Raw genomic sequence first — 20493 nt, 5'->3', positions numbered from 1 at the left:
CTCACTGCCCTCCTGTTCCGGCCGGGGCGGACAGCACGGCGGTAGAGGCGGGGGAACCCGCCGCGGCGGCGAGCACCGGACCGGTCGGCAGCGCGTCCAGCACGGCCGGCGGTACGGGCTGCGCGGTGGCCCGCCCGTAGCCGAGGGCTCCGGCGGCGGTGTCGTCGGCCAGCGGGTACTTCCGTCCCTGGTCGGTGATCAGGTAGCGCCGAGGCCGGCGGTCGCCGCCGGGGGGCTGGAGTTCGGTGGCGTAGACGCCGTGGCCGGGCGGGACCAGGGCGGCGCGTCCGGAGGTGTCGGCGGTGTCGCGGAGCACCACGGTGGTGGCGGTGCTGCTGCCGGTGGCACGCTGCCGCACGCACAGCCGACCGCGGTCGCCCTGCCAGACGGGTGCGGCGGCCAGGTCTGGGATGCGGTCGAGCAGGCCGGTGTCTGCGGAGGAGGGTGCGGCGGCGATCTCGGCGGTGCCGAGGTCGGTGGCCTCGGGCCGGCCGGGGTCGGCCTGGAGCAGGGCGAACTCGGTGCGGGAGACGGGGGCGAGGCCGTCGGGTCGCAGGACGAAGTGCTGGCGTCCGTCGGCGGGCCCGGTCCGGTACAGCCGGCCGACCTCGGCGGGCCGGCCGGCGACCGGGGGCCCGGGCCGGCCGTTGCCGGGGATCTCGGCGGCGGCGAGCGGGGTGCCGGTGGGCAGGGCGGCGAGCCAGCCGGCGGGTGCCTTGACCGGGCTCTGGTTGCCGAGGCCGAGGGCGACCAGTGCGGCTCGGCCGGCGACGGGGTACTTGACGCTGTTCCACAGCACGTACGGGGTGCCGTCGGGGCCGGTGAGCAGGACACGGTGGCCGTCGTCGAGCGGGCTGCCGGGGCGGGGGGCGAGGTCGGCCTGGACGGTGTCCTCGGCGGCGGGGGTGAGGCAGAGGTTCCAGGGGCCGGTGAGCAGGGCGGAGGGCTGCGGCAGGGTGTCGGGGGCGTCGGGGGTGCCGACGGGGGCTCCGTGCGGGACGCCGTCGAGCGAGTTGCGGGAGACCAGGCGGACCTTGGCGCCCGGTCCGGCGCCGAGATGGGCGGAGGCGAGGTTCGCGGTGGGGCGCAGCACCCCGCCGATCAGCAGGTACCGGTTGCCGGTCTCCTTCTCGACGATGATGGTGCCGGGCTTGCGCCAGGCGGTGTTGCCGCCGGGGCTGATCAGCCCGTAGAGGGCGAAGCCGCCCACCAGCAGCAGGCCGGCGGCGAGTCCGGCGGCGGCGCCGAGGTCGGCGCGGCGCAACGGGGCCTCGCCGGTGCCGGGTTCGCCGGTGGCGAGGGCGCTGGACAGCCGGTGGGTGGAGAAGCGGTAGGCGTGGACGTGGTCGCGTCGGCTCTGCATCGGTCCTCCCTCAGCCGGCCAGCGTGCGGACGTAGCCGTACACGTGCAGGAGGTGGAGCAGGAGCGGGACGAGCAGGACGGCGGTCCAGGTGTCCAGCAGGTCCCCGGCGTGGCCCCAGACCGGGCGGGGCGGGGGGCCGGGGCGGCGGCCGGCGGCGAGCAGCAGGGCGAGGGCGGCGGCGGTCAGCAGGAGGAGGACGGCGGCCCGCAGCAGGGGGTGGCCGTGGTCGGCCCGGGCGAGCAGGACCAGGGCGGGGGCGAGGGTGCCGGCGAGGGCGGCGGGGACGCGCTGCCAGGGGCCCGGCAGGGTGCGGGCGCGGAGCAGGGCGGTGGCGCCGAGGGTGGTGGCGAGGGCGGGGGCGGCCCAGCCGGGTTCGCGGGCGAGCAGCAGGCAGGCGAGGGTGACCACGGCGCAGACGGCGACCGAGGCGGCGCCGAGGAGGGCGTCGGCCGTCCGGGTGCGGGCGGTGGTCCGGGCGGCCGGTTCGGGTTCGATGTCCTGCTGCAGTTCCTCGGCGCTGCGCGGCAGCTGGGGGACGCGCAGGCGGGCGGCGCGGAGGGCGAGGCGCAGGCCGGGGCTGGCCGCGAGCAGGGCGGCGACGGCGAGCAGGGCGGTGGCGCGGGTGGCGTCCAGGTCGAGGGCGGCGGCGAGCAGGGCGCCGAGGACGGCGGCGAGTCCGGTCGCGGCGGCGCTGCCGAGGACGCGGGTGGGCAGGCGGCGGCCGAACAGCAGCGCGGCGGTGGCCGTGGTGGCGGCGGCGAGTCCGGCGAGGGCGAGGTCTCCGCGGCCGGGGGTGAGCACGGCGGCGCCGCCGTGCCGGGCTGCTGCGCCGGCCAGGGCGGCCAGCAGGGTGCCGCCGAGGCCGGCGGTCAGGGCGGCCCGGGGGTCGGGGCGGAGGCGGCTGGTGAGCACGCAGCCGGCGGTCAGGGCGACGGCGGCGGCCGCGGCGTACCCGGCGGCGGCGCGGCCAGGCTCGACGGCGGGGACGGCGGCGGCGAGCAGCACGATGAGCGTGGCGCCGAGGCCGGTGAGCAGCCGTCGGGTCAGCTCGGGCCGCCAACGCTCGGCCGGGGTGCCGATCACCTCGGCGACGCCCTCGGCGATGTCGTCGAAGTGGACCTCGGCGAGCGGGGATTCGGCGGGGCGCAGGTGGAGGACGTCGCCGTCGCGCAGGTCGAGGGCCTCGGGGGTGCCGTCCGGGTCGAGGGGGGCCTCGCCGAGGCGTTGCAGCACCCAGCCGCCGCCGTGGGCCTCGGGTCCGGCGACGTGGCGGAGCAGCACCGGGAGCAGTCCGGCGAGGGTCACCGTGGCCGGTACGGCGAGGTCGGCCCGGCCGGTGGGGCCCGCGACGGTCAGCCGACGGACGTCGTGCCCGCGGGCCGCGGTCGTGCTCGGGGTGGTCATGCTGCTCCTGGGATGCGAGGGGTGACGTGCGAGGAAGAGGGGGTGACCCGCGACGAGGGACCTGCAGGGGGGGCGACCTGCGGGGGCGGTGAGGGCTGGTGGCCCGGTCAGCGCGCAGCGGGCGCCGGGCCCGCGGTCGGGGCGAGCCCGGTCTGGACGAGTCTGACGCCGCGTCGGGTGACCAGCTGGGCCCGGCCGCAGGGCAGGGTGCGGGGCTTGGCCTCGCCGAGGAACTTGCCCTCCTCGTTGGGGTAGGACAGCAGCAGCGCGGGGCTGCCCAGTTCCCACATGCGGCGCAGCAGGGGGTCCATCATGGCCCGGACGGCTCCGGAGGTGCTGCGGGCGACCACCAGGTGCAGGCCGGTGTGGACGCCCTGGGCGAGGTACGGGACCAGAGCGGCGAGCGGGCCGCCGACGGCGGTGCCGGTGGTGAACAGGTCGTAGTCGTCGACGACGACGAACAGGTCCGGTCCCTCCCACCAGTCCCGCCGGTGGAGGTGTTCGGGGGTGATGTCGGGTCCGGGCAGCCGGCGGTGCATGGAGACGGCAGCGCTGTTGGCGAGGGCGGCCAGGGCGTCGGTCTCCACGGCGTAGCCGACCCGGTAGGGCTCGGGCACGGCCTCCAGCAGGGCGCGGCCGGGGTCGGCGAGCAGGATCTTGGCCTGGTCGGGGGTGTGGTGGCCGGTGATCGCGCGCAGCACCAGCCGCAGCGCGTTGGTCTTGCCGGTCTCGCCGTCGCCGAACACCGACAGGTGCGGGGTGTGGGCGAAGTCGTGCCATACCGGTTGGAGCCGCTGCTCGTCCCAGCCGAGGCAGATCCGGGGGCCGGGCTGGGGGGCGGGCAGCCGGTCGGCGGGCAGTTCGGTGGGCAGCAGGCGGACGCCGGGGGCGGCCGGGCCGGTGCGGAAGGCGGCGATCTCGGCGACGGCGGTGCGGGTTGCCTGGGCGAGGTCGGCGGGGTCGGTGGAGCCGTCCAGCCGGGGCAGGGCGGAGCGGAAGTGGTGGCCGGAGCCGGCCAGGCCGCGGCCGGGCTGCTGCGGGACGCCGGCGGCGGCGCGGCTGCCGACCTCGGACTCCAGGGGGTCGCCGAGGCGCAGTTCCATCCGGGTGCCGATGAGGTCGCGCAGCCGGGGCCGGATCTCCGACCAGCGGACCGCGGAGACCACCAGGTGGACGCCGAACGCGAGTCCCCGGGCCGCGAGTTCGGCGATGCGGGCGTCGAGTTCCTCGAAGTCCTGGCGGAGCGAGGCCAGGCCGTCGACGACCAGGAACACGTCCCCGTACAAGGAGTCGATCGCTCCGCGGGCGCGCTGCTCGCGGTAGGCGGCCATCGACTCCAGGCCGCGATCGGCGAAGAGCTGTTCGCGGACCTCCAGCAGCTGGGAGACCTCCTCGACGGTGCGCAGCACGCGGTCGCGGTCGAGCCGGCCTGCGATCGAGCCGACGTGCGGCAGGCCGCCGACGGAGGCCAGGCCGCCGCCGAGGTCGAGGCAGTAGAATTGCGCCTCGGCCGGGGTGTGGGTGAGGGCGAGGGCCAGCATCAGGGTGCGCAGCAGGGTGGACTTGCCGGTCTGCGGGCCGCCGACCACGGCGGCGTGGCCGTCGGCGCCGGACAGGTCGGCCTCCAGCAGTTCGCGCAGCTGCTCGTAGGGGCGGTCGACCACACCGAGCGGGACGCGCAGGGCGCCGTGCCGGGCGGGTTCGGGGGCGGCCATGCCGCGCGCCGGGTCGGGCACGATGCCGGGCAGCAGCTGGTCCAGGCTGGGCGAGGAGTCGAGCGGGGGCAGCCAGACCTGGCGGGCCGGCGGGCCGGCGTCCACCAGGCGGTCGATCAGGACGTCCAGCAGGCTGGGGCCGTCCTCGGCCGGGCCGGCGGGCCGCTCCGGCGCGCCGGGCGCGGGGGCGGGGGCGGCGGCCGGGGCCGGGGCCGGCGCGGCGGGGCCCCGGTCGGCGGGCGGCAGCAGCCGGAACGGGACCACCTCGCCGGCCGCCCGGGCGCTCTCCGCGCCGGGGTCGGCGGGGGCGGGGGCGGCGGGGCAGGGCCCGGAGACGTACGCGGCCTTGAACCGCACCAGGTTGGTGGTGTCCACCCGCAGGTAGCCGTGGCCGGGGGCGGAGGGCAGCTCGTAGGCGCTGGAGGTGCCGATGACGCTGCGGGACTCCATGGAGGAGAAGGTGCGCAGCGCGATCCGGTACGAGAGGTGGCCCTCGACCCGGTTGATCCGGCCCTCGTCCAGGCGCTGGGAGGCGAGCAGCAGGTGGATGCCGAGGCTGCGGCCGACCCGGCCGATCATGACGAACAGTTCGGCGAAGTCGGGCTTGGAGGCGAGCAGTTCGGAGAACTCGTCGACCACGATCAGCAGGCTGGGCAGCGGGGCGAGGCGGGCGCCGGCCAGGCGGGCCCTCTCGTAGTCGAACAGCGAGGAGTGGCCGGCGTCGCGGAGCAGTTCCTGGCGGCGGATCACCTCGCCGGTGAGCGAGTCCTGCATCCGGTCGACCAGCGGCAGTTCGTCGGCCAGGTTGGTGATCACCGCGGAGGTGTGCGGGAGACGGTCCATGCCGAGGAAGGTGGCGCCGCCCTTGAAGTCGACCAGGACCAGGTTGAGCACCTCGGAGGAGTGGGTGGCGGCCAGGCCGACCACCAGGGTGCGCAGCAGCTCGCTCTTGCCGGAGCCGGTGGCGCCGATCAGCAGGCCGTGCGGGCCCATGCCGCCCTGGGCGGACTCCTTGAGGTCGAGCTCGACCACCTCGCCGTCCTCGGTGACGCCGATCGGGACGGCGAGCCGGGCCTGCTGGGCCTGGCGGCGGCGCCACAGTTCGGCCGCCTCGACGCTGTGCGCGTCGCGGATGCCGAGCAGGGTGGTGAGGTCGAAGTCGCTCTCCAACGGCTTGTCGAGCAGGTCCACGGTGCCGCCGGTGCGGCGCGGGGCGAGGGCGCGGGCGAGCTGCTCGGCGCCGGCGGCGGTCAGCCCGTCCGCGGCGGCGGTGGCGGTGGCGGCGCCGCGGGGGAAGGAGACCTGCCCGTCCTCGACGGTCAGCCGCAGCACCCGGGGTCCGCCGGGCAGGGCGCCGGTGGCGTCCAGCAGAACGGCGCAGCGGACGCCGTCGGCAAGCAGCCGGGAGGCGGGCGGCAGGGGCGCGCCGTCGGCGACGATCACGGTGAACGGTTCGGTGACGCCCGGGACGGCCGCCCGGTCGTGGTCGGGCCGGTCGGCGAACTCGGGACCGAGCAGGTCGAGCAGCCCGTCGTGGTCGGCGGCGGCCAGGCGCAGCCGGCCGGTGGCGTCCTCCCGCTGCGGGTGGGCGGTGTGCGGCAGCCACTTGAGCCAGTCCCAGTCCTCCTGGACGGTCGCGTCGGCGAGCAGGGCGATCCGCAGCTCGTCCGGGGAGTGCAGGGTGGCGAGCTGGCCGAGGACGGCGCGCAGCAGGCCGAGCACCCCGGGGCGGTCGCCGGTGAGCTCCACCCGGCTGAACTGCCGCAGGCCGACGGTGACCGGGATGCCGGGGACGGCGCGTACGGCGCGGGTGAAGCGCCGCAGCGAGACGGCGGCGAGCGGTTCGAGGTCCTCCACCGGCCGGGTACGGGGCGGGACGAACTCCAGGGCGGCCCGCCGGGTACCGACGCCGATCCGCACCTGCGCGAAGTCCTCGTGGCCGGGGCGCCGTTCCCACAGCCGGGGGCCGAGCGCCAGGGTCGGCAGCTGCCCGGGGCGGGGGTGGTCCCACCCGACGGCGGCCCGCTGCTCGGCGGCGGCGGTCCGGGCCTGGCGGCGCAGCTGGGCGAGGTAGCGCAGGTAGTCGCGGCGTTCGGCGCGGATCCGGCGCTTGCGCTCGGCGCCGGCCCGGCCCAGCTGGCCGAGCGTCATGCTGGCCATGGCGACGCCCATCATCCCGGACATCAGGTAGGTGCTCGGGGAGCCGTCGGCGGTCGAGAACATCAGCACCATGGCGGTGGTGCCCAGGCCCATCGGGAGGTACAGCAGGACCGATCCGAGGTCGGCCGCGGCCGGCTCGCCGAGCACCGGGGGCTCGGCGAGCTCGACCCGGCCCGAGGGCAGGGGAGGTCCTTCGGCTCGCGGGGATCGCCGTACGGTCACGGGCTCCGGGGTCAACGCTCCTGCGGGTGGTGGTGCCATCACTCCGTGGAGGCTAGGCCTGCCGGGGGCGGTCGGACGGCCCCCGGGGCCGCCGCTGCCCGATCGCCCACCGGCCGCTGCCCGGCCGGCCGGAAGCCGGCCGCCCGGTGCGGGCCCGGCGGGCTGACCGTCCGTCAGGCCGCCGCTCATAGAAGATCAAATCACCGTGCCGATTCCAACGCCGTTGTGTTTGGCTGGATGGTGGCTCGTCAAGCCGCTGATCAGCGAGAACGGGACCCCTGATAGATCAACTTGTGTCGAGCAAGAAGATCGTCGGGGGTCCCGTTGCAGGAGAAGTCTGTCATCACGCGTGAGGTGTCCGTGGCCGGGGGCGTGTTCGCGCCGGGACATCTCGGCGAGCTGACGCAGGTCGTGGACTTCGAGCTGGTCGACGCGCTGCTGGAGGAGACCGGGGCGCGGGAGAGGCGGCTGCGGCTGCTGCCGTCACGGGTGCCGGTGTACTTCGTCCTTGCCCTGGCTCTGTTCGAGGACTGCTCCTACTTGGCCCGTGTGGGGCAAGCTCACCGCGGCCCTGGACACGCTCGCCCCGGTCCGCCCGGCCGCGCCCTCGCTCGCGCGGGCCAGACGCCGCGTCGGAACCGCTCCACTGCGACGGCTCTTCGAGACCCGGGCCGGGCCGGTCGCCGACCGCGGCCAGGCAGGCTCCTTCTACCGGGGCCTGCGCACAGTGGCGCTGGACGGCACGTATCTGCACGCGCCCGACGACGCGCAGGTCACCTGGCGCTACCCGAAACGGGTCGGCCAGGTCCTGGAGTTCGGCTACCCCCTTCTGCCTTCGCCGAACTTCAGGCCGCCGCGAGCCCGCCAACGACCATTCGCTCGTATGGGATGGATCTTCTGCGCTGGTGGCGCTTCCTTCTCTGCACCAAGTCAAGTGGTGCGTTCGTCGGGCCTTGACCGGTTCGTGGGCGAAAGCCAGTCGTCTGCGGGTCGAGTCCGACTGCTGGCTTTGTAGGTCAAAGGGAGGAATGGCCGCGTCGCGGGCCGAGTATCGTTTCTCCGCATGATCCATACCGAGATAGAGATCACAGCGGAGTTGGCCCGGGATCTGCTGCGCGACCAGCACCCCGACCTGGCCGATCTCCCCGTGAGCCTCGGCGCGCGTGGTTGGGACAACCAGCTGTGGCGGCTCGGCGACGACCTCGCTATCCGTCTGCCCTGGGCAACGCAGTCCGCGGACGAGCTGCTGCGCAAAGAGCACGCCTGGCTGCCCGTTCTTGCCCCGTACCTTCCTCTGCCGATCCCCGTCCCGCAACGCCTCGGCGAGCCCTCTGAGCGGTTCCCTCGGCCCTGGATCGTCACCACCTGGGTGCCCGGCGATCCCGCTGACCGAGTCCCCGTCACCAGCGCGGAGGAGGCGGCCGACACCCTGGCCGCCTTCCTGACTGCCCTTCATCAACCCGCGCCAGACGGAGCACCGGCCAGCCGTCTCGGCCGCGGGAGGCCGCTGGCCGAGCACGCAGAGGGGTTCGCCGAGGGGCTCGCCTCGGCCACCGAGCTGGGGCTGATCCCCGACCCGGACGCCGTCCGCGCGGTCTGGGACGACGCCGCTGCCGCGCCCGACTGGCAGGGCCCGGCGCTGTGGATCCACGGGGACCTGCATCCGGCCAACGTCCTCACCGCGGACGGCACCTTCTGCGGCGTGATCGACTTCGGTGAACTCTGTGCAGGCGATCCCGCTTGCGACCTTGCCGCGCCCTGGACACTGCTGCCGGACGGCGCCGCCGCCCGCTTCCACGATGCCTACCAGCTGGCCGCTGACGCCGCGACTCTGCGCCGCGCCCGCGGCTGGGCCGCGATGCGTGCCCTCGGCGGCATCCTCATCGGAGACGCCGGCGTCCACGGCCGCCCCGGCGGCAAGCCCACCTGGGGCCCGCCGGCCCACGCCACACTGCGCCGCCTCATCGCAACATCCTGACCCTGACCAAGCAACTTCTTTCGGTGGTATGTCCGGAATATGCGCTAACCAGACGGTCGAAGTGGGGTCCGGTTACCACTGACGCAGCCAGTGGCGATGACCGCCTGTAGGCGGTTACATGCCCTCATTCTGGCCTGCCGGCTGATCGCAGGGCGATGCCGGGCATGCCGAGGCCGACCGGTGCGACCCTGGCGAGTCGACGGGCCTGGTCTCGCTTCTGGCGCAGGAAGGACAGGGTTAACGCCGGTGCCCACGACGATGTCCACGCGCCCGGGATCGCCCGGCGTGGGCCACTGGGCCAGAACAGCCGTGTCCTCCAGGTCCCAGAAGCGGGCCGGCCCGTCGTTCGAGGGATCCACAGGCTCGATCGGGAGCATTCCGTCCCCCAGCAGCCGCACCGGTTCGGCGCTGGCCGCCACGGCCTGGACCAGCAGGCTCTCGCGCGGGCAGCCGCGCAGCGTCAGGACCTCTCGCGGCAGCGGAGGCGGGTCCATGAACAGGCCCTCGACCTCCGCGCAGTCCCGCTCCCACCCCGCATGTTCCTCAGACCGCACGCTTCTCCCCTGCTACCAGGCTGTCTTGGCGCGCCGACCCTACGGCTCCTTGACGCCGAAGCCCTCCGAATATCGCTTGCTTGGAATGACGCTCCCCGCCAGTCGGGGCCTCGTTGGACCGCGGCCGAGCGCCAGACCTACGCCAACGACCTCCAGGAGGAGCGCGCGCTGATCGCCGTGACCGCGGCCTCCAACCGCTCCAAGGCCGACAAGGACCCGGCCGACTGGCTGTCCCCGGCCGTCGCCAACCGCTGCACCTACCTGAACGACTGGGTCACGATCAAGACCCGCTGGCACCTGAGCGTCGACGCCCGCGAGCACCAGGCACTCGCCGACATCGCGACCGGCTGCCCCGACGACGACATCACCGTCACCCTCGCCCGCTGACCCACTCCGCCTCGCCGGTGCGGCCCGTGTTGGGCCGCAGCGGACGGAGCATGCGGGAAGCGGCGGTGCCGCTGCTCAGGTTCACTGGCACCTCCTCATGAGGTGACGGCCTGGCTCGCGGAGGAGCACCTCCGGCTCTCGGGTTCGCGCAACCGGGCGCGGCGCCGGGCTTCGAGGATGTTTCTGCTGGCGGGTCGTCAGGCACAACGGTGACGCCACCGGACGCCGAAGCGGGGCGGGCGGGCCGCTGGGCGGTCGCGGTCCCGGAAGGTCTGCTGTCGGGGGGATGTGTCAGAGTCTGCGGATGCTGAAGATCGTGGTGGAGACCGAGAACGGGGAGCGGCACGTCGGTGTGTCCGCCGAGGAACTGGCCGGGCTCGTCCGGCGGATCGGCGGTGACGGGGACCGCTTCCTGGTCGTCCAGCGGATACCCGATCTGCCCGACGTCTTCACGCAGGTCTGGCACGAGGCCGGCGGGGACTACACGCTGCAGCACCGCACCGGCCCCGCCGGTCAGCACTTCCAGGTGATGGTCGACAGTCCCGAGACGGTGACCGCGGCAATGACCGGCTGGGCCGCCCGGACGCCCGGCTGGGACACCACTCTGGCCTGGTCGCTGCTGGACCTGGGCCCCACCCCCGAGGTACCACCGCTCGACCTGGACGACGACGACCGCGCGGTGTTGGAGCAGCGCCTCCGCGAGACGCTGGCCGGCGGCTACGTCACCCGCGCCGCTCTGGCGGAGCTCGCCGAGGACTACCTGGTCACCGCGGAGCGCCGGCCCGTTTCGCGCGAGCAGGCGCGGGTACTGGCCGACCGGATGTGGCTGGAGCGCCTGGCGGAGCAGGCCGACTGGCAGGGCGAGACGGACCCTGAGCGGCTCACCCGCGCGTTCACCGCCCTGCAGGAGGCCGGTATCACCGCCCGCGAGCACTTCGCCTGCTGCCGCAGCTGCGGCCAGTCCGAGATCGGCGGCGAAGGCGGCCCCGACACCCGCGGCTTCGTCTACTTCCACACCCAGTGCACGGACTCCGCCGCGGCCGGCCACGGCCTGACGCTCCTCTACGGCGGCTTCGACGGCTCGCCCGCAACCACCACAGCCATCGGCCACGAGGTCGTGGCCGCCCTCGAAGCAGCCGGCCTCCGTACCGACTGGGACCACGACCCCGGCCAGGCCATCACCATCACCCCCCTGGACTGGCGCCGCCGCCTGGTCGGATAAGACCGCCCTTCCAGGTCATCTGGGTCGGCCGGCACAGCCGGACGCACACAACCCAACAGCCCCGCAGGGCCGAACCACCCGCCAGCCAACAGCATCCGGGTGCCACCTGCAGTGGCGCCGACGTGCAACCCGGGGCGGGCCCGCAGAGGGCCGGCCCCGGGACGTGGTTCAGGCGAGCCGCCGGTCCAGGGCGACCTGGACCAGGCGAGCGCGTAGGTCGCCTCCCGGAAGAGCCAACCGTCCGGGCCGATGGCGCAGCCGGGCGGTGACGACCCCCGTCTGCCGGACGAGGAACGCATCGAACGCCGGCGCCCCGGGGGGGGGTGGAGGGTCTTCGTCTCACGGCCGTCGGGAGTGGCCGTCGTTCCATCGGCCGCCGGCGGCTGCCTGTTCAGCCGCTGCGCCCCGGCCGGTCCGGCACCGGGTGCGGCAGCGGCGCCCGGAAGCCGCTGGCGGTGGAAGCTCCTGCAGCGGCGTCTCGGGTCAAGCGCCCCAAGATCAGTAACGCCCCTTCCATCCCTGGGCGAGGGTCGAGACTCCGCCGGTGTTCCGGTCATCCGCGCCCTTTCCGGCCTCATGCGCGGTGGCGGCAGCGATGCTGCCGAGGAAGGCGAGGGCGCCGCAGGCCGCCATGAGCCCGGCGCGCGACGAGCGCGAGATCCGGCGAGCCTGCGGGGTGGGCGTGACGATGGGCTGCTCACTACGGGAATTCACGATGTCTCCAGTCTGTCAAGGCTTCGCCGGGTCTCCGGCGGGCCTGGTTCAAGTTCAACAGAGCAAGATCATCGTGACTACCGAACTTCCCGGGCCCGGGCCAATCTGTCGGTAGCCACCCCCGCGGCGTTTCGGTCACCTGAACCGGCCCACCGGAAGCCACGCCAGGCGGCCTGCACGGCACAACACGGCAGACCGACCCGGCCCGGCCTGCCGGTCCGGAGCCCCCGCAGCTGAACTGCGACGATCACTCGCCGATGCACGCAGGCGGGCCGGATGCCGACGGCGGCGGCAACGCCAGCCGTTGCAGAGCTGTGTGACGAGATGGGGATCGAGCCACGTGAGCGGGATTGAGCCCCGTGAAAATGGCTACGATCTGCTTATGGTCGATCACGAGACGGCGTTTCAGTCCCTGGACGGCACTGCGCTGTTCGGCTCGGTCTGCCCGGCGGAGACGCCGGGCGGGCTGGCGGTGCTGGTCCACGGGTCGGGGGTGACCCGGGAGGAGGGCGGCTTCTTCACACGCCTGGCCGCCGGCCTGGCCGCCTCGGGGGTGACGAGCCTGCGGTTCGACCTGCGGGCCCACGGGACCAGCGGCGGGCGTGAATCGGAGTTGACGATCGCCTCGGTGACGAGGCCCTGGACTGCGCCGGCGGCCTCTACCTCGACAGCTCCCGCACCGTGACCGACGCTCCCGCGCATGCCGGCATCGGGCTGATCCGGGTACCGGTGGGACTCGTCGTCCTCGTCGGAGCACCGGCCTCGGGCAAGACCAGCTTTGTCCGGGCACTGATCGCGCGGCGGCAGATCGATGCCGAAACCGTGGTGTCCAGCGACGAGATCCGCGCGGAGCTCTTCGGCGACCCGCCCGCTGAAGCGGACTCCGATGCGGTGGACGCCCGCATCTTCGAGGAACGTGACCGCAGGATCATTGCCAGGCTCGCCGCAGGACGAAGTGCAGTCGCCGAATCGACGAATGTCACCCCGCAGGCCCGCGCACGACTCCTCACCATCGCCAGGCGCTTCAATGCCCCGGTGACCATGCTGCGATTCACCGATGAAGTCACCGACCTCCTGCAGCAGCATGTCGAGCGGGGGCGCCCAGATGTCACTGCCGCGGATGTTCGCGCTTACGCCGCGATCATGACGAGGGACGCCAGTGCCGGCCAACTGCGCTCCGAGGGTGCAGCAGCCGTCCACGATGTCCCCGGGCGCAGACAAGGGGTCACCCCCGCCGAAGCCGCCGAACGCTTCACCTTCTGCTGACTGAACATCGAAAGCATTCGGACTCGCGTTCTAGGGCGCGTATCGAGTCTTGATCAATCTGTGGGATTTGCCCTCGCTCCGAGGCCTGATCCGGTAGATCGTCTTGCGTGACGCGAGTGCAACTGACTGACGAAGAGTGGGAGTTCATCGGGCCGTACCTGCCGATTGGTGAGTACGGCCCGTACCCCGAGCGGCTGCGCGAGCAGTTCGAGGGCGTGATCTGGCGGTTCAAGACGGGCGGGCAGTGGCGGGAGATGCCGCAGGAGTTCGGCGCCTGGTCGACCGTCTCCAATCGCTTCCGGCAATGGCGGAACGCCGGCGTGTTCGAGGCCCTGCTGGAGGGCCTGATCGCGGAAGCCGCGAAACGGGGCGTGGTGGACCTGTCCCTGGTCAGCATCGACTCCACCACCGCGCGCGCTCACCACGACGCCGCCGGGATGCACCTGAGCGAGGACGTGCTCACCGCCTTGGAAGAGGCTGCCGCCGAGGAGGAGAAGGCCAGGTCAAAGGGGGCGGCCTCGAAGAACAAACCGGGCGGGGAGCCGAAGCGGACCCCGATCGGGAGGAGCGACGACACATCCGGCGTCGACGAAAGCTGCGACTGAAGGCCGCCCTGCTCGGACGCTCGCGGGGCGGGCAGACCAGCAAGGTTCACGTCGCCGGCGACCGGAAGTGTCGCCCGCTGGCATTCATTCTGACCGCCGGACAGGCCGCCGACAGCCCGCAGTTCATCCCTGTGCTGAAGAAGGTCCGGGTCCGGGGACCGGTCGGTCGTCCACGGACCCGACCCGACGCGGTCGCCGGAGACAAGGCCTACTCGTCCCGCGGCAACCGCACCTACCTGCGCAAACGCCGCATCAAGGCGGTCATCCCGGAGAAGAGGGACCAGGCCGCCAACCGGAAGAACAGGGGCTCCAAGGGCGGCCGACCCGTCAGCCACGACGCCGAGCTCTACAAGGAACGGAACACCGTCGAGCGCCTGATCAACAAGCTCAAGGCCTGGCGAGGTATCGCCACCCGGTACGACAAGACCCCGGACAGCTACTGTGATGCGCCATAAATCACGAGGGTAAGTTGATACCCTTTTATGGTGTCGCATCCTGGGCCTTCTGCCGTGTCGATCGCGCTGTCTGACGACGAGCGTGCCGAGTTGCTGCGTCGGGCGGAGTCCTGGGACCGAAGAGCCGCTGAGCGGGCCCGGATCATCCTGGCGTGTGCTGACGGTATGTCGAATGCCGCTGCCGCGAAGCTCGTTGGCGTCCAGGACAAGACGGTGCGCAAGTGGCGCGGCAAGTTCGCGGCCGAGGGGCTGACCGGCCTGCAGGATGCGGGCCGCATCGGCCGGCCGAAGGCCGACCTGGTCCTCAGCGAGGCCGAGCGGGACCAGTTGACGCGCTGGGCGAGGCGGGCGAAGACCGCGCAGTTTCTCGCGCTGCGGGCCAGGATTGTGCTGCGGTGCGCTGAGGGCGGGACGAACCGGCAGGCCGCGATGGATCTGAGCGTCGACGAGTCGACCGTGGAGCGCTGGCGGGCGCGGTTCATCGACAAGCGGCTGGACGGACTGCAGGACGAGCCGCGGCCAGGCAGGCCGCCCTCGATCCTGCTCGACCAGGTCGAGGACGTGCTGGTGGCGACCCTGGAGTCCACTCCCGGGCGGGACACGCACTGGTCGCGGTCCTCGATGGCTGCCCGGTCGGGCCTGTCGAAGTCGACCATCGGGCGGATCTGGAGGAAGTTCGACCTCAAGCCGCACCTGCAGGACAGCTTCAAGCTGTCCACCGACCCGCAGTTCGTGGACAAGGTCGTGGACGTCGTCGGCCTCTACCACAACCCGCCCGAGAAGGCCGTCGTGCTCTGCGTCGACGAGAAGAGCCAGATTCAGGCGCTGGACCGGTCCCAGCCGGTCCTGCCGATGATGCCGGGCATGCCCGAACGGCGCACCCATGACTACCTGCGGCACGGCATCACCAGCCTGTTCGCCGCTTTCAACATCGCGGACGGAACCGTCATCAGCGAACTGCACCGGCGCCACCGGGCCCTGGAGTTCAAGAAGTTCCTGGTCACGATAGACAAAGCGGTCCCTGCCGAGCTCGACGTACACCTGGTGTGCGACAACTACGCCACGCACAACACCGCCGAGATCCGGGCCTGGCTCGGCCGGCATCCGCGCTTCCACGTGCACTTCACCCCGACCGGCTCGTCCTGGATCAACCAGGTAGAACGCTGGTTCGGCCTGCTGACCGACAAGCTCATCCGCCGCGGCGTCCACACCTCCGTCAAAGCCCTCGAAGACGACATCAAGGCCTGGATCGACACCTGGAACCAGGACCCGAGACCGTTCACCTGGACCAAAACCTCCGACGAGATCCTCAAGTCCCTCGCCGACTACCTCGCCAAGATCAACCCAGCCACCCAGTCATAACGGTAATTGCTAGCCTCGTGATTTATGGCGCATCACACTAGAGGTCCGCGCGCCGGACGGCACCTGGCGGGCCGACGTGATGGCCTCCTCCCCGGACGGCAGCCGCCGCATGGCGTGGGAAGCGCAGCTGTCCCCGATCACTTCCGACGAGATCCGCGAGCGCACCAGCCGGTTCGCGGGGGACAACGTGCAGGTGTGCTGGGTGGGGATCCACCCACGGCCGTGGGTGGGCACCGTTCCGTCCGTTCTAGGGTCTGTTGCGAAAGTGGATCAGGAGTCGTGGTCGGCTCGGGCGGCTGTCTGGTCTGACCAGCCCCGCGACAGGGGGAGACGGCCGGATCGGAGCGTGTCGCGCTGTTCGGTCACCCATTGCTCAACCTGATCTACGGATTCCGCGACAGGCTGGTCCGTGGTGTCGAGCAGGTGGGTGCACCATCGCCGATCGTCGGCGGTCCACCCGGTCCAGCGGTGCCAGGCCATGCGGGGCCAGCTGTCGTCGATGATGACGTCGGGTCGGGATCGGGGATCTTCGGCGTGCTTGCGGTGCCAGGCGGCCCAGCCGAGGAAGGCGTCGACCGCCGGAGCGTCCCATCGGTCCGAGTCGCGCTTGGTGAGCCTGCCGCGCCGGGCCTCGTCGGACACGTCGACCAGACAGACCGCGATGCCATCCAGCAACGGGGCGGAGGGGCTGGCCAGGACCTCTCCCAGCGGGGACTGCCCGGTCAGCAGGAGGTCGACTCCGCGGGCCTGGTATTCCAGCGCGCGACGCACCCACATCTCGGTCATGTGGTTTCGCCACTGGCGATCGGCTCCTTTCGGTACGCCGAGCTCGTCGAAGTCGTGCACGGCGATCCGCCCCAGCCGCTCGCCCACGGAGTAGGCGAGCGTGGTCTTGCCCGAACAGCTGGAGCCGGTCAGTTTGAGCAGCATCTCACCAGGGTGGCAGGTCAGTAGTGATGTCCTCGAAGGGTTTTCCCGGAACCTTGCGCCCCGCTCTGGTGCTTGTCACAACCACTCATTGATGGCAGCGACCAGTACGGTCGCTTCGTAGCGGACAGCCAGCTTGTCGTATCTCGTCGCCACCGCGCGGTGCCTCTTCAGCCGGTTGATCCCGCGCTCCACCGCGTGTCGCTCGCGGTAGTCGACCTTGTCGAACTTCGGCGGTCGGCCGCCACGGGAGCCGAGCTTCTTGCGATTGCGGACCTGGTCGGCCTTCTCCGGGATCGTGCAGCCGATGCCACGTCTGCGCAGGTAGGCGCGGTTCGCGCGGGAGCCGTAGGCCTTATCCGCCCGCACCTTGTCCGGCCGGGTGCGCGGCCGGCCCCGACCCATCCGGGACACCCGTATGGCCTCCAGTACCGGCTGGAACTGCGGGCTGTCATGCCGATGCCCGGCGGTGACGATGAGCGAGAGCGGCTTCTGACCCTGCTCGACCGCCAGGTGCAACTTGGTGGTCAATCCGCCGCGCGAACGCCCGAGGCCGTGGTCGTCGGGCTCGGTGTCGACGCCGCCGGGAGACTCCTTCTGCTCTGCCCCTTTTTACGCGCCCCGGCGGCGTGCTGGTGCGCCCGGGCGATGGTGGAGTCCACGCTGATGTCCCATGTGATGAGGCCCTTCGCGTCGGCTACGGCCTGGAGCTGCTCGAAGATCCGCTTCCAGGTGCCGTTGCGCTGCCAGCGGCGGAACAGGTCGTAGGCCCGGTCCCACGGCCCGTACCGGTCCGGAACGTCCCGCCACGGCGCACCAGTCCTGGTCCGCCAGCGTATGCCGTCGATCAACTGCCGACGCGTCCACGTCGGCGGCCGCCCCGGCTTCTTGCCCAGCGGCAGCAACGGCTCCAGCCGAGCCCACTGGCCATTCGTCAGATCTCCGCGCCCCACAGCGCTTGATCATCCACGACCTTGATCGACTTTCACAACAGACCCTAGTCGCCCCGCCGCCCGCCGACGACGCCCCGTGGAAGGTCGTGAGCGGGCTGGCCCGCTTCCACCTGCCGAATTGGTTACCGGCGAGTGCGACGCTGCGGGACTTCGTGGCCTGGGTCCTGACGGACCGGGTGATCGGGCACCGCTTCGCACGCCCGAAGCGTCTCGACGGCCGCACGCTCTGGCCGGCGGCCTGGACAGCCCCCCGCTACGCCGAGGACGCGGCCTCGTGGGAGGCACTGCAGCATCGGCTCGACGGGCAGCGTGCCCAGGCGATGGTCCGCCAGCTGCAGCCGGGAACGGGCTGGCGCGGCACGTCGCAGCCGACGCGCTATCCCCTGCGCGATCCGCACCGGACCATGGTGCGGTCCTGGCGGCTCTCGGTGCCCGCGCAGGAGCGCCAGCAGATGCGCGAGGCGGCAGCCACATGGGTTCTCGCTCACCACGGCACGGCGCCGTACTTCGGGCACGAGGACTACGACCCCCGCTGGGCGGGAGGCATCCCACTGTGCGCCGGCCACGCGGACGGGCCCGTCGTCGCACTGCTGCGCCCCAAGCCTGTCCTCCTCCGGTGGGAGCAGCTAGCCGGGATCGTCATCCTCGCCGCGACCGTGGACGACCGTGAGAAGTTGGCCGCGGCAGCACCCCGAGGTACCCGCGTCATCGGCTTACCCACGCTGCGCTGATGCAGGCACCCGCAGTCCCGACCTGCGCCACCTCCTCGCCCGCCGCGCCCCGGCCTGGCCCTGGCCCTGGCCCTGCGCGAGGCCGGTCCAGAGTACGTCCTGGTCGACGGCACCCTCGCCGCGTGCGACCGCGTTGGCGACGGCCGCGCCGACTTCAGCGGCAAGCACCGTCACCACGGAGTGAACCTGCAGGTCGCAACCGGTCCCGAGGGCGACCTCCTGTGGGTCTCCCGGCCGCTGCCCGGCCGCACCCACGACCTGACCGCGGCCCGGCGGCACCGGACCGTCGCGACCTGCGGCCGGCTGCAGATCCCGGCGCTCGCGGACCTGGCCTACACCGGAGCCGGCCCAGACGTCGCCGTCCCGGTCCGGCGGCGGCCCAAGCGCGAACGCGGCCCGCGCCCGGCTCCGGTGCCCGGTCGAACGTGGCGTCGCCACCGTCGCCGAGGCGCGATTCGTCCACGCCGATGGCGTGAAGATGGCCGGCCCGCCGCGTGGGGGCGGCGGGCCGGCGGGTGGGGTGGGGGCGGTCAGTTGTAGGTGCCGCCGATGGAGACGTCGTAGTGGTTGCCGTTCACGCCGTTCAGCTGGATCGCGGCCGCCGGGTCCCAGCTGCCCGAGCCGTCGCGGATGGTGTGCATGATCTGGCCGTCGTTGGTGATGAAGACGGCCTGGAACTCGCCGTCGATGTTGGCGGCGCTCACCCGGTTGGCGGTGAACGAGCCGATCACGGGGGCGAGCGCGTTGAACGGCTGCCACGAGCCGTTGCCGTAACGCGCGCCGTGGAACTGCTGGCCGCTGCCGTTCACCACGACGATCTGCGTGTCGGCACCGGTGCCGGCGACCGCGACGTCCTGGGCGGGACCGATGTTCCCCGCCGCGTCGTACACATTGCCCCAGCCCGACCAGGAGCCGCTGACGGCGCGGACGGTGTGGTAGAGCGTGCCACCGGCGGCGGCCACGACCTGGAGCTCGCCGTTGACGCTCGCGGCCGCGGCGCTGGTCACGGCGCCGCCTGCCGGGGTGATCTCGCCGAACCGCAGCCACGTGCCGTTCGCGAGCCGGGCGGTGTGGAAGAGCTTTCCGTCGGCGACCGCGACGACATGCAGGTCGCCGCCGATCGACACCGTGGAGATCTTGGTGACGCCGCCCAGCCTGTTGGTCTGCGGGCCGATGTCGGTGAAGCGGTCCCAGCTGCCGCCCGAGTGGCGGACGGTGTGGTAGATGTTCCCGTCGCCGCCGACGGCGAGCAGGTGGGTGTCGCCGTTGATTCCGGCGTCCGCGATGGCCTGGACCACGCCGATGTCGCCCGCGACGGCCTCCACGTTCCCGAAACCGGTCCAGGAGCCGTTCGAGGACCGGGTGGAGTGGAGGACGTCGCCGCCGCCGTTCACCACGACCTGGGCACCCCAGCCCACGGCCGCCTGCTTCGGCGGCAGCGGCGCGCTGTCGATGGTGTTGTCGTACCGGTAGGGCAGGTAGTTGTTGCTGGTCAGGTAGCTGCGCGAGTAGTTCGCCTTGCGGGCGGTCAGGCCGGGCTTCGGCTCCTCGTAGACCACGGCGGTGTTGTGGCTGCCGTCGGTCCAGCCGGCGAACAGCACGACGTGCGACGTGATGTTGTCGATCATGTCGCCTGGCTGCAGGTCGTCGAGGCTGCCGAGGCGCGTCGACACGTCGTCCAGGGTGGAGGTGACCCGGCTGGAGCCCAGGTGCCAGGCCATCGACACCAGACCCGAGCAGTCCTGCCGGTAGGAGCCGTTGCTGTCGCTGTGCCACAGGCTCTGGCTGTACGGCACCGCCTGGTCGACCCAGTTCTGGGCCCGGGCGATGATCTCGGAGCGGGCGATCTGGCCATTGACCGAGGACGTGCCGACGGCCTGCGCCGGAGCGGTGAGCGAGAGCGTGGAGGCGACAGCACCGAGGGTGAGCGCACTGGTGAGAGCGATGTTGGCGAACGTGGAGCGGTTGACGGACATTGCGGAACTCCAGACATGGTTGACGAGGTGATGGGCGGCCCTCCGCGAGGAGCGAGGACCGGAGAAATCCGGTGGACTGCCGGTACACGGGCACGGGAGTGCTGGTCGACTGCCCTGCAGGAGCAGCCGGTCGGCACGGCCCGACGGGCGGAGGCCGGAGCCGAGGTCAGGCCCGGAGCGAGCTGCCGGCCCGGGCCGTGGCGAACGTCGGCCCGCAGAGCGCGAAGCTGGCGACCGCGGTGGCCGTGATGATGACGGTGCGGAACATGGCGGTGTCCTCTTCAGATACGGCGAAGCGTTAGAAGTCCGGCGATCGCGTCCCGCGGTGACGCGCTTCCGGCCTGCCGTCCGAGCGGTGCTCCCTTCCGGCGATCACTAGCTTCGTCGCTGGTCACGTGCGGTAGAAGGGTTCTCAGCTGGACGGAATCGGCCCGGGACGGTTCCGGCCAGGAAGGCGGGACGCGGCCGGCCGACGGCGCATCGGTGGGCGCGACGACA

Annotated in this window: 15 protein-coding genes and 3 pseudogenes; 11 read left to right on the top strand and 7 right to left on the bottom strand. The window is 72.5% G+C overall.

Translation table 11 applies throughout. The features are described 5' to 3' along the window. Position 1 precedes the first annotated feature (1 nt). From eccB to eccCa, 3 genes are all read right to left on the bottom strand, one after another. Complete coding sequence (eccB, locus tag OG871_RS38115; RefSeq protein WP_371503119.1) at positions 2–1363, bottom strand: type VII secretion protein EccB; 1362 nt, start codon at positions 1361–1363, stop codon at positions 2–4. A 10-nt stretch (positions 1364–1373) separates the two neighbouring features. Then, the gene (gene eccD / locus OG871_RS38110; protein WP_371503118.1) at positions 1374–2768 is read right to left on the bottom strand and encodes a type VII secretion integral membrane protein EccD; all 1395 of its coding nucleotides are present in this window, start codon (positions 2766–2768) and stop codon (positions 1374–1376) included. Between the two features lie 107 nt (positions 2769–2875). Continuing rightward, positions 2876–6904, bottom strand: coding sequence for a type VII secretion protein EccCa (gene eccCa, locus OG871_RS38105; protein ID WP_371503116.1), 4029 nt, complete (start codon positions 6902–6904; stop codon positions 2876–2878). Positions 6905–7219: 315 nt separating this feature from the next. On the opposite strand from eccCa, the pseudogene OG871_RS38100 reads away from it, so the two are divergent. The 5 genes and pseudogenes from OG871_RS38100 to OG871_RS38080 form a co-directional block, all read left to right on the top strand. After that, positions 7220–7393 (top strand): annotated as a pseudogene (locus tag OG871_RS38100) (transposase domain-containing protein); the annotation flags it as partial. A gap of 19 nt (positions 7394–7412) precedes the next feature. Continuing rightward, positions 7413–7880 carry a hypothetical protein gene (locus OG871_RS38095; RefSeq protein WP_371503114.1) on the top strand — a complete coding sequence of 156 codons (468 nt, stop codon included), beginning with the start codon at positions 7413–7415 and terminating at the stop codon, positions 7878–7880. A gap of 48 nt (positions 7881–7928) precedes the next feature. Continuing rightward, positions 7929–8843, top strand: coding sequence for an aminoglycoside phosphotransferase family protein (locus tag OG871_RS38090; protein WP_371503112.1), 915 nt, complete (start codon positions 7929–7931; stop codon positions 8841–8843). A gap of 731 nt (positions 8844–9574) precedes the next feature. After that, complete coding sequence (locus OG871_RS38085) at positions 9575–9784, top strand: hypothetical protein (protein ID WP_371503110.1); 210 nt, start codon at positions 9575–9577, stop codon at positions 9782–9784. Between the two features lie 304 nt (positions 9785–10088). Next, on the top strand, positions 10089–11006 hold the full coding sequence (locus tag OG871_RS38080; RefSeq protein ID WP_371503109.1) for a hypothetical protein: 918 nt from the start codon (positions 10089–10091) through the stop codon (positions 11004–11006). A gap of 498 nt (positions 11007–11504) precedes the next feature. Here OG871_RS38080 and OG871_RS38075 read toward each other — a convergent pair whose 3' ends face one another. Then, positions 11505–11720 carry a hypothetical protein gene (locus OG871_RS38075; protein ID WP_371503107.1) on the bottom strand — a complete coding sequence of 72 codons (216 nt, stop codon included), beginning with the start codon at positions 11718–11720 and terminating at the stop codon, positions 11505–11507. A gap of 340 nt (positions 11721–12060) precedes the next feature. Between OG871_RS38075 and OG871_RS38070 the strand changes: the two genes are divergently transcribed. The 4 genes and pseudogenes from OG871_RS38070 to OG871_RS38055 all read left to right on the top strand — a co-directional run bounded on the left by OG871_RS38070 (position 12061) and on the right by OG871_RS38055 (position 15408). Further along, positions 12061–12405, top strand: a complete 345-nt coding sequence (locus OG871_RS38070; protein ID WP_371503105.1) for an alpha/beta hydrolase — start codon at positions 12061–12063, stop codon at positions 12403–12405. Then, positions 12402–12986 carry an AAA family ATPase gene (locus OG871_RS38065; RefSeq protein ID WP_371503104.1) on the top strand — a complete coding sequence of 195 codons (585 nt, stop codon included), beginning with the start codon at positions 12402–12404 and terminating at the stop codon, positions 12984–12986. The genes OG871_RS38070 and OG871_RS38065 overlap by 4 nt, the downstream gene beginning before the upstream one ends. A gap of 107 nt (positions 12987–13093) precedes the next feature. Further along, positions 13094–14031: pseudogene (locus OG871_RS38060) on the top strand (IS5 family transposase); the annotation flags it as partial. 69 nt (positions 14032–14100) lie between these two features. Beyond that, positions 14101–15408 (top strand): IS630 family transposase, encoded by a 1308-nt coding sequence (locus OG871_RS38055; protein WP_371503102.1) that lies wholly within the window; start codon positions 14101–14103, stop codon positions 15406–15408. Between the two features lie 270 nt (positions 15409–15678). Here OG871_RS38055 and OG871_RS38050 read toward each other — a convergent pair whose 3' ends face one another. Continuing rightward, positions 15679–16338: a hypothetical protein gene (locus OG871_RS38050; RefSeq protein ID WP_371493903.1), complete on the bottom strand. Its 660-nt coding sequence runs from the start codon at positions 16336–16338 to the stop codon at positions 15679–15681. A 75-nt stretch (positions 16339–16413) separates the two neighbouring features. Further along, a protein-coding gene (locus OG871_RS38045; protein WP_371493902.1) for an IS5 family transposase occupies positions 16414–17288 on the bottom strand; the annotation gives its coding sequence in 2 pieces (ribosomal slippage) (positions 16414–16931 and positions 16931–17288; 876 coding nt in all). A 5-nt stretch (positions 17289–17293) separates the two neighbouring features. Here OG871_RS38045 and OG871_RS38040 point away from each other — a divergent pair. Both OG871_RS38040 and OG871_RS38035 read left to right on the top strand, forming a co-directional pair. Beyond that, entirely contained in the window at positions 17294–18019 is a 726-nt protein-coding gene (locus OG871_RS38040; RefSeq protein ID WP_371503100.1) for a hypothetical protein, read from the top strand. 60 nt (positions 18020–18079) lie between these two features. Continuing rightward, positions 18080–18473, top strand: a pseudogene (locus tag OG871_RS38035) (transposase family protein); the annotation flags it as partial. 76 nt (positions 18474–18549) lie between these two features. On the opposite strand, the gene OG871_RS38030 reads toward OG871_RS38035, so the two are convergent. Then, the gene (locus OG871_RS38030) at positions 18550–19995 is read right to left on the bottom strand and encodes a hypothetical protein (RefSeq protein WP_371503098.1); all 1446 of its coding nucleotides are present in this window, start codon (positions 19993–19995) and stop codon (positions 18550–18552) included. Between the last annotated feature and the right edge of the window lie 498 nt (positions 19996–20493).

It is taken from the genome of Kitasatospora sp. NBC_00374, from assembly GCF_041434935.1.
Classification (GTDB): domain Bacteria; phylum Actinomycetota; class Actinomycetes; order Streptomycetales; family Streptomycetaceae; genus Kitasatospora.
This window is presented reverse-complemented; position numbering and strand designations above follow the sequence as displayed.

Bases quoted from the DNA above. Each gene is read 5' to 3' on its own strand.
- eccB (WP_371503119.1), bottom strand. From the start codon at position 1,363: ATGCAGAGCCGACGCGACCACGTCCACGCCTACCGCTTCTCCACCCAC.
- eccCa (WP_371503116.1), bottom strand. From the start codon at position 6,904: ATGGCACCACCACCCGCAGGAGCGTTGACCCCGGAGCCCGTGACCGTA.
- OG871_RS38080 (WP_371503109.1), top strand. From the start codon at position 10,089: ATGCTGAAGATCGTGGTGGAGACCGAGAACGGGGAGCGGCACGTCGGT.
- OG871_RS38050 (WP_371493903.1), bottom strand. From the start codon at position 16,338: ATGCTGCTCAAACTGACCGGCTCCAGCTGTTCGGGCAAGACCACGCTC.
- OG871_RS38030 (WP_371503098.1), bottom strand. From the start codon at position 19,995: ATGTCCGTCAACCGCTCCACGTTCGCCAACATCGCTCTCACCAGTGCG.
- OG871_RS38090 (WP_371503112.1), top strand. From the start codon at position 7,929: ATGATCCATACCGAGATAGAGATCACAGCGGAGTTGGCCCGGGATCTG.
- eccD (WP_371503118.1), bottom strand. From the start codon at position 2,768: ATGACCACCCCGAGCACGACCGCGGCCCGCGGGCACGACGTCCGTCGG.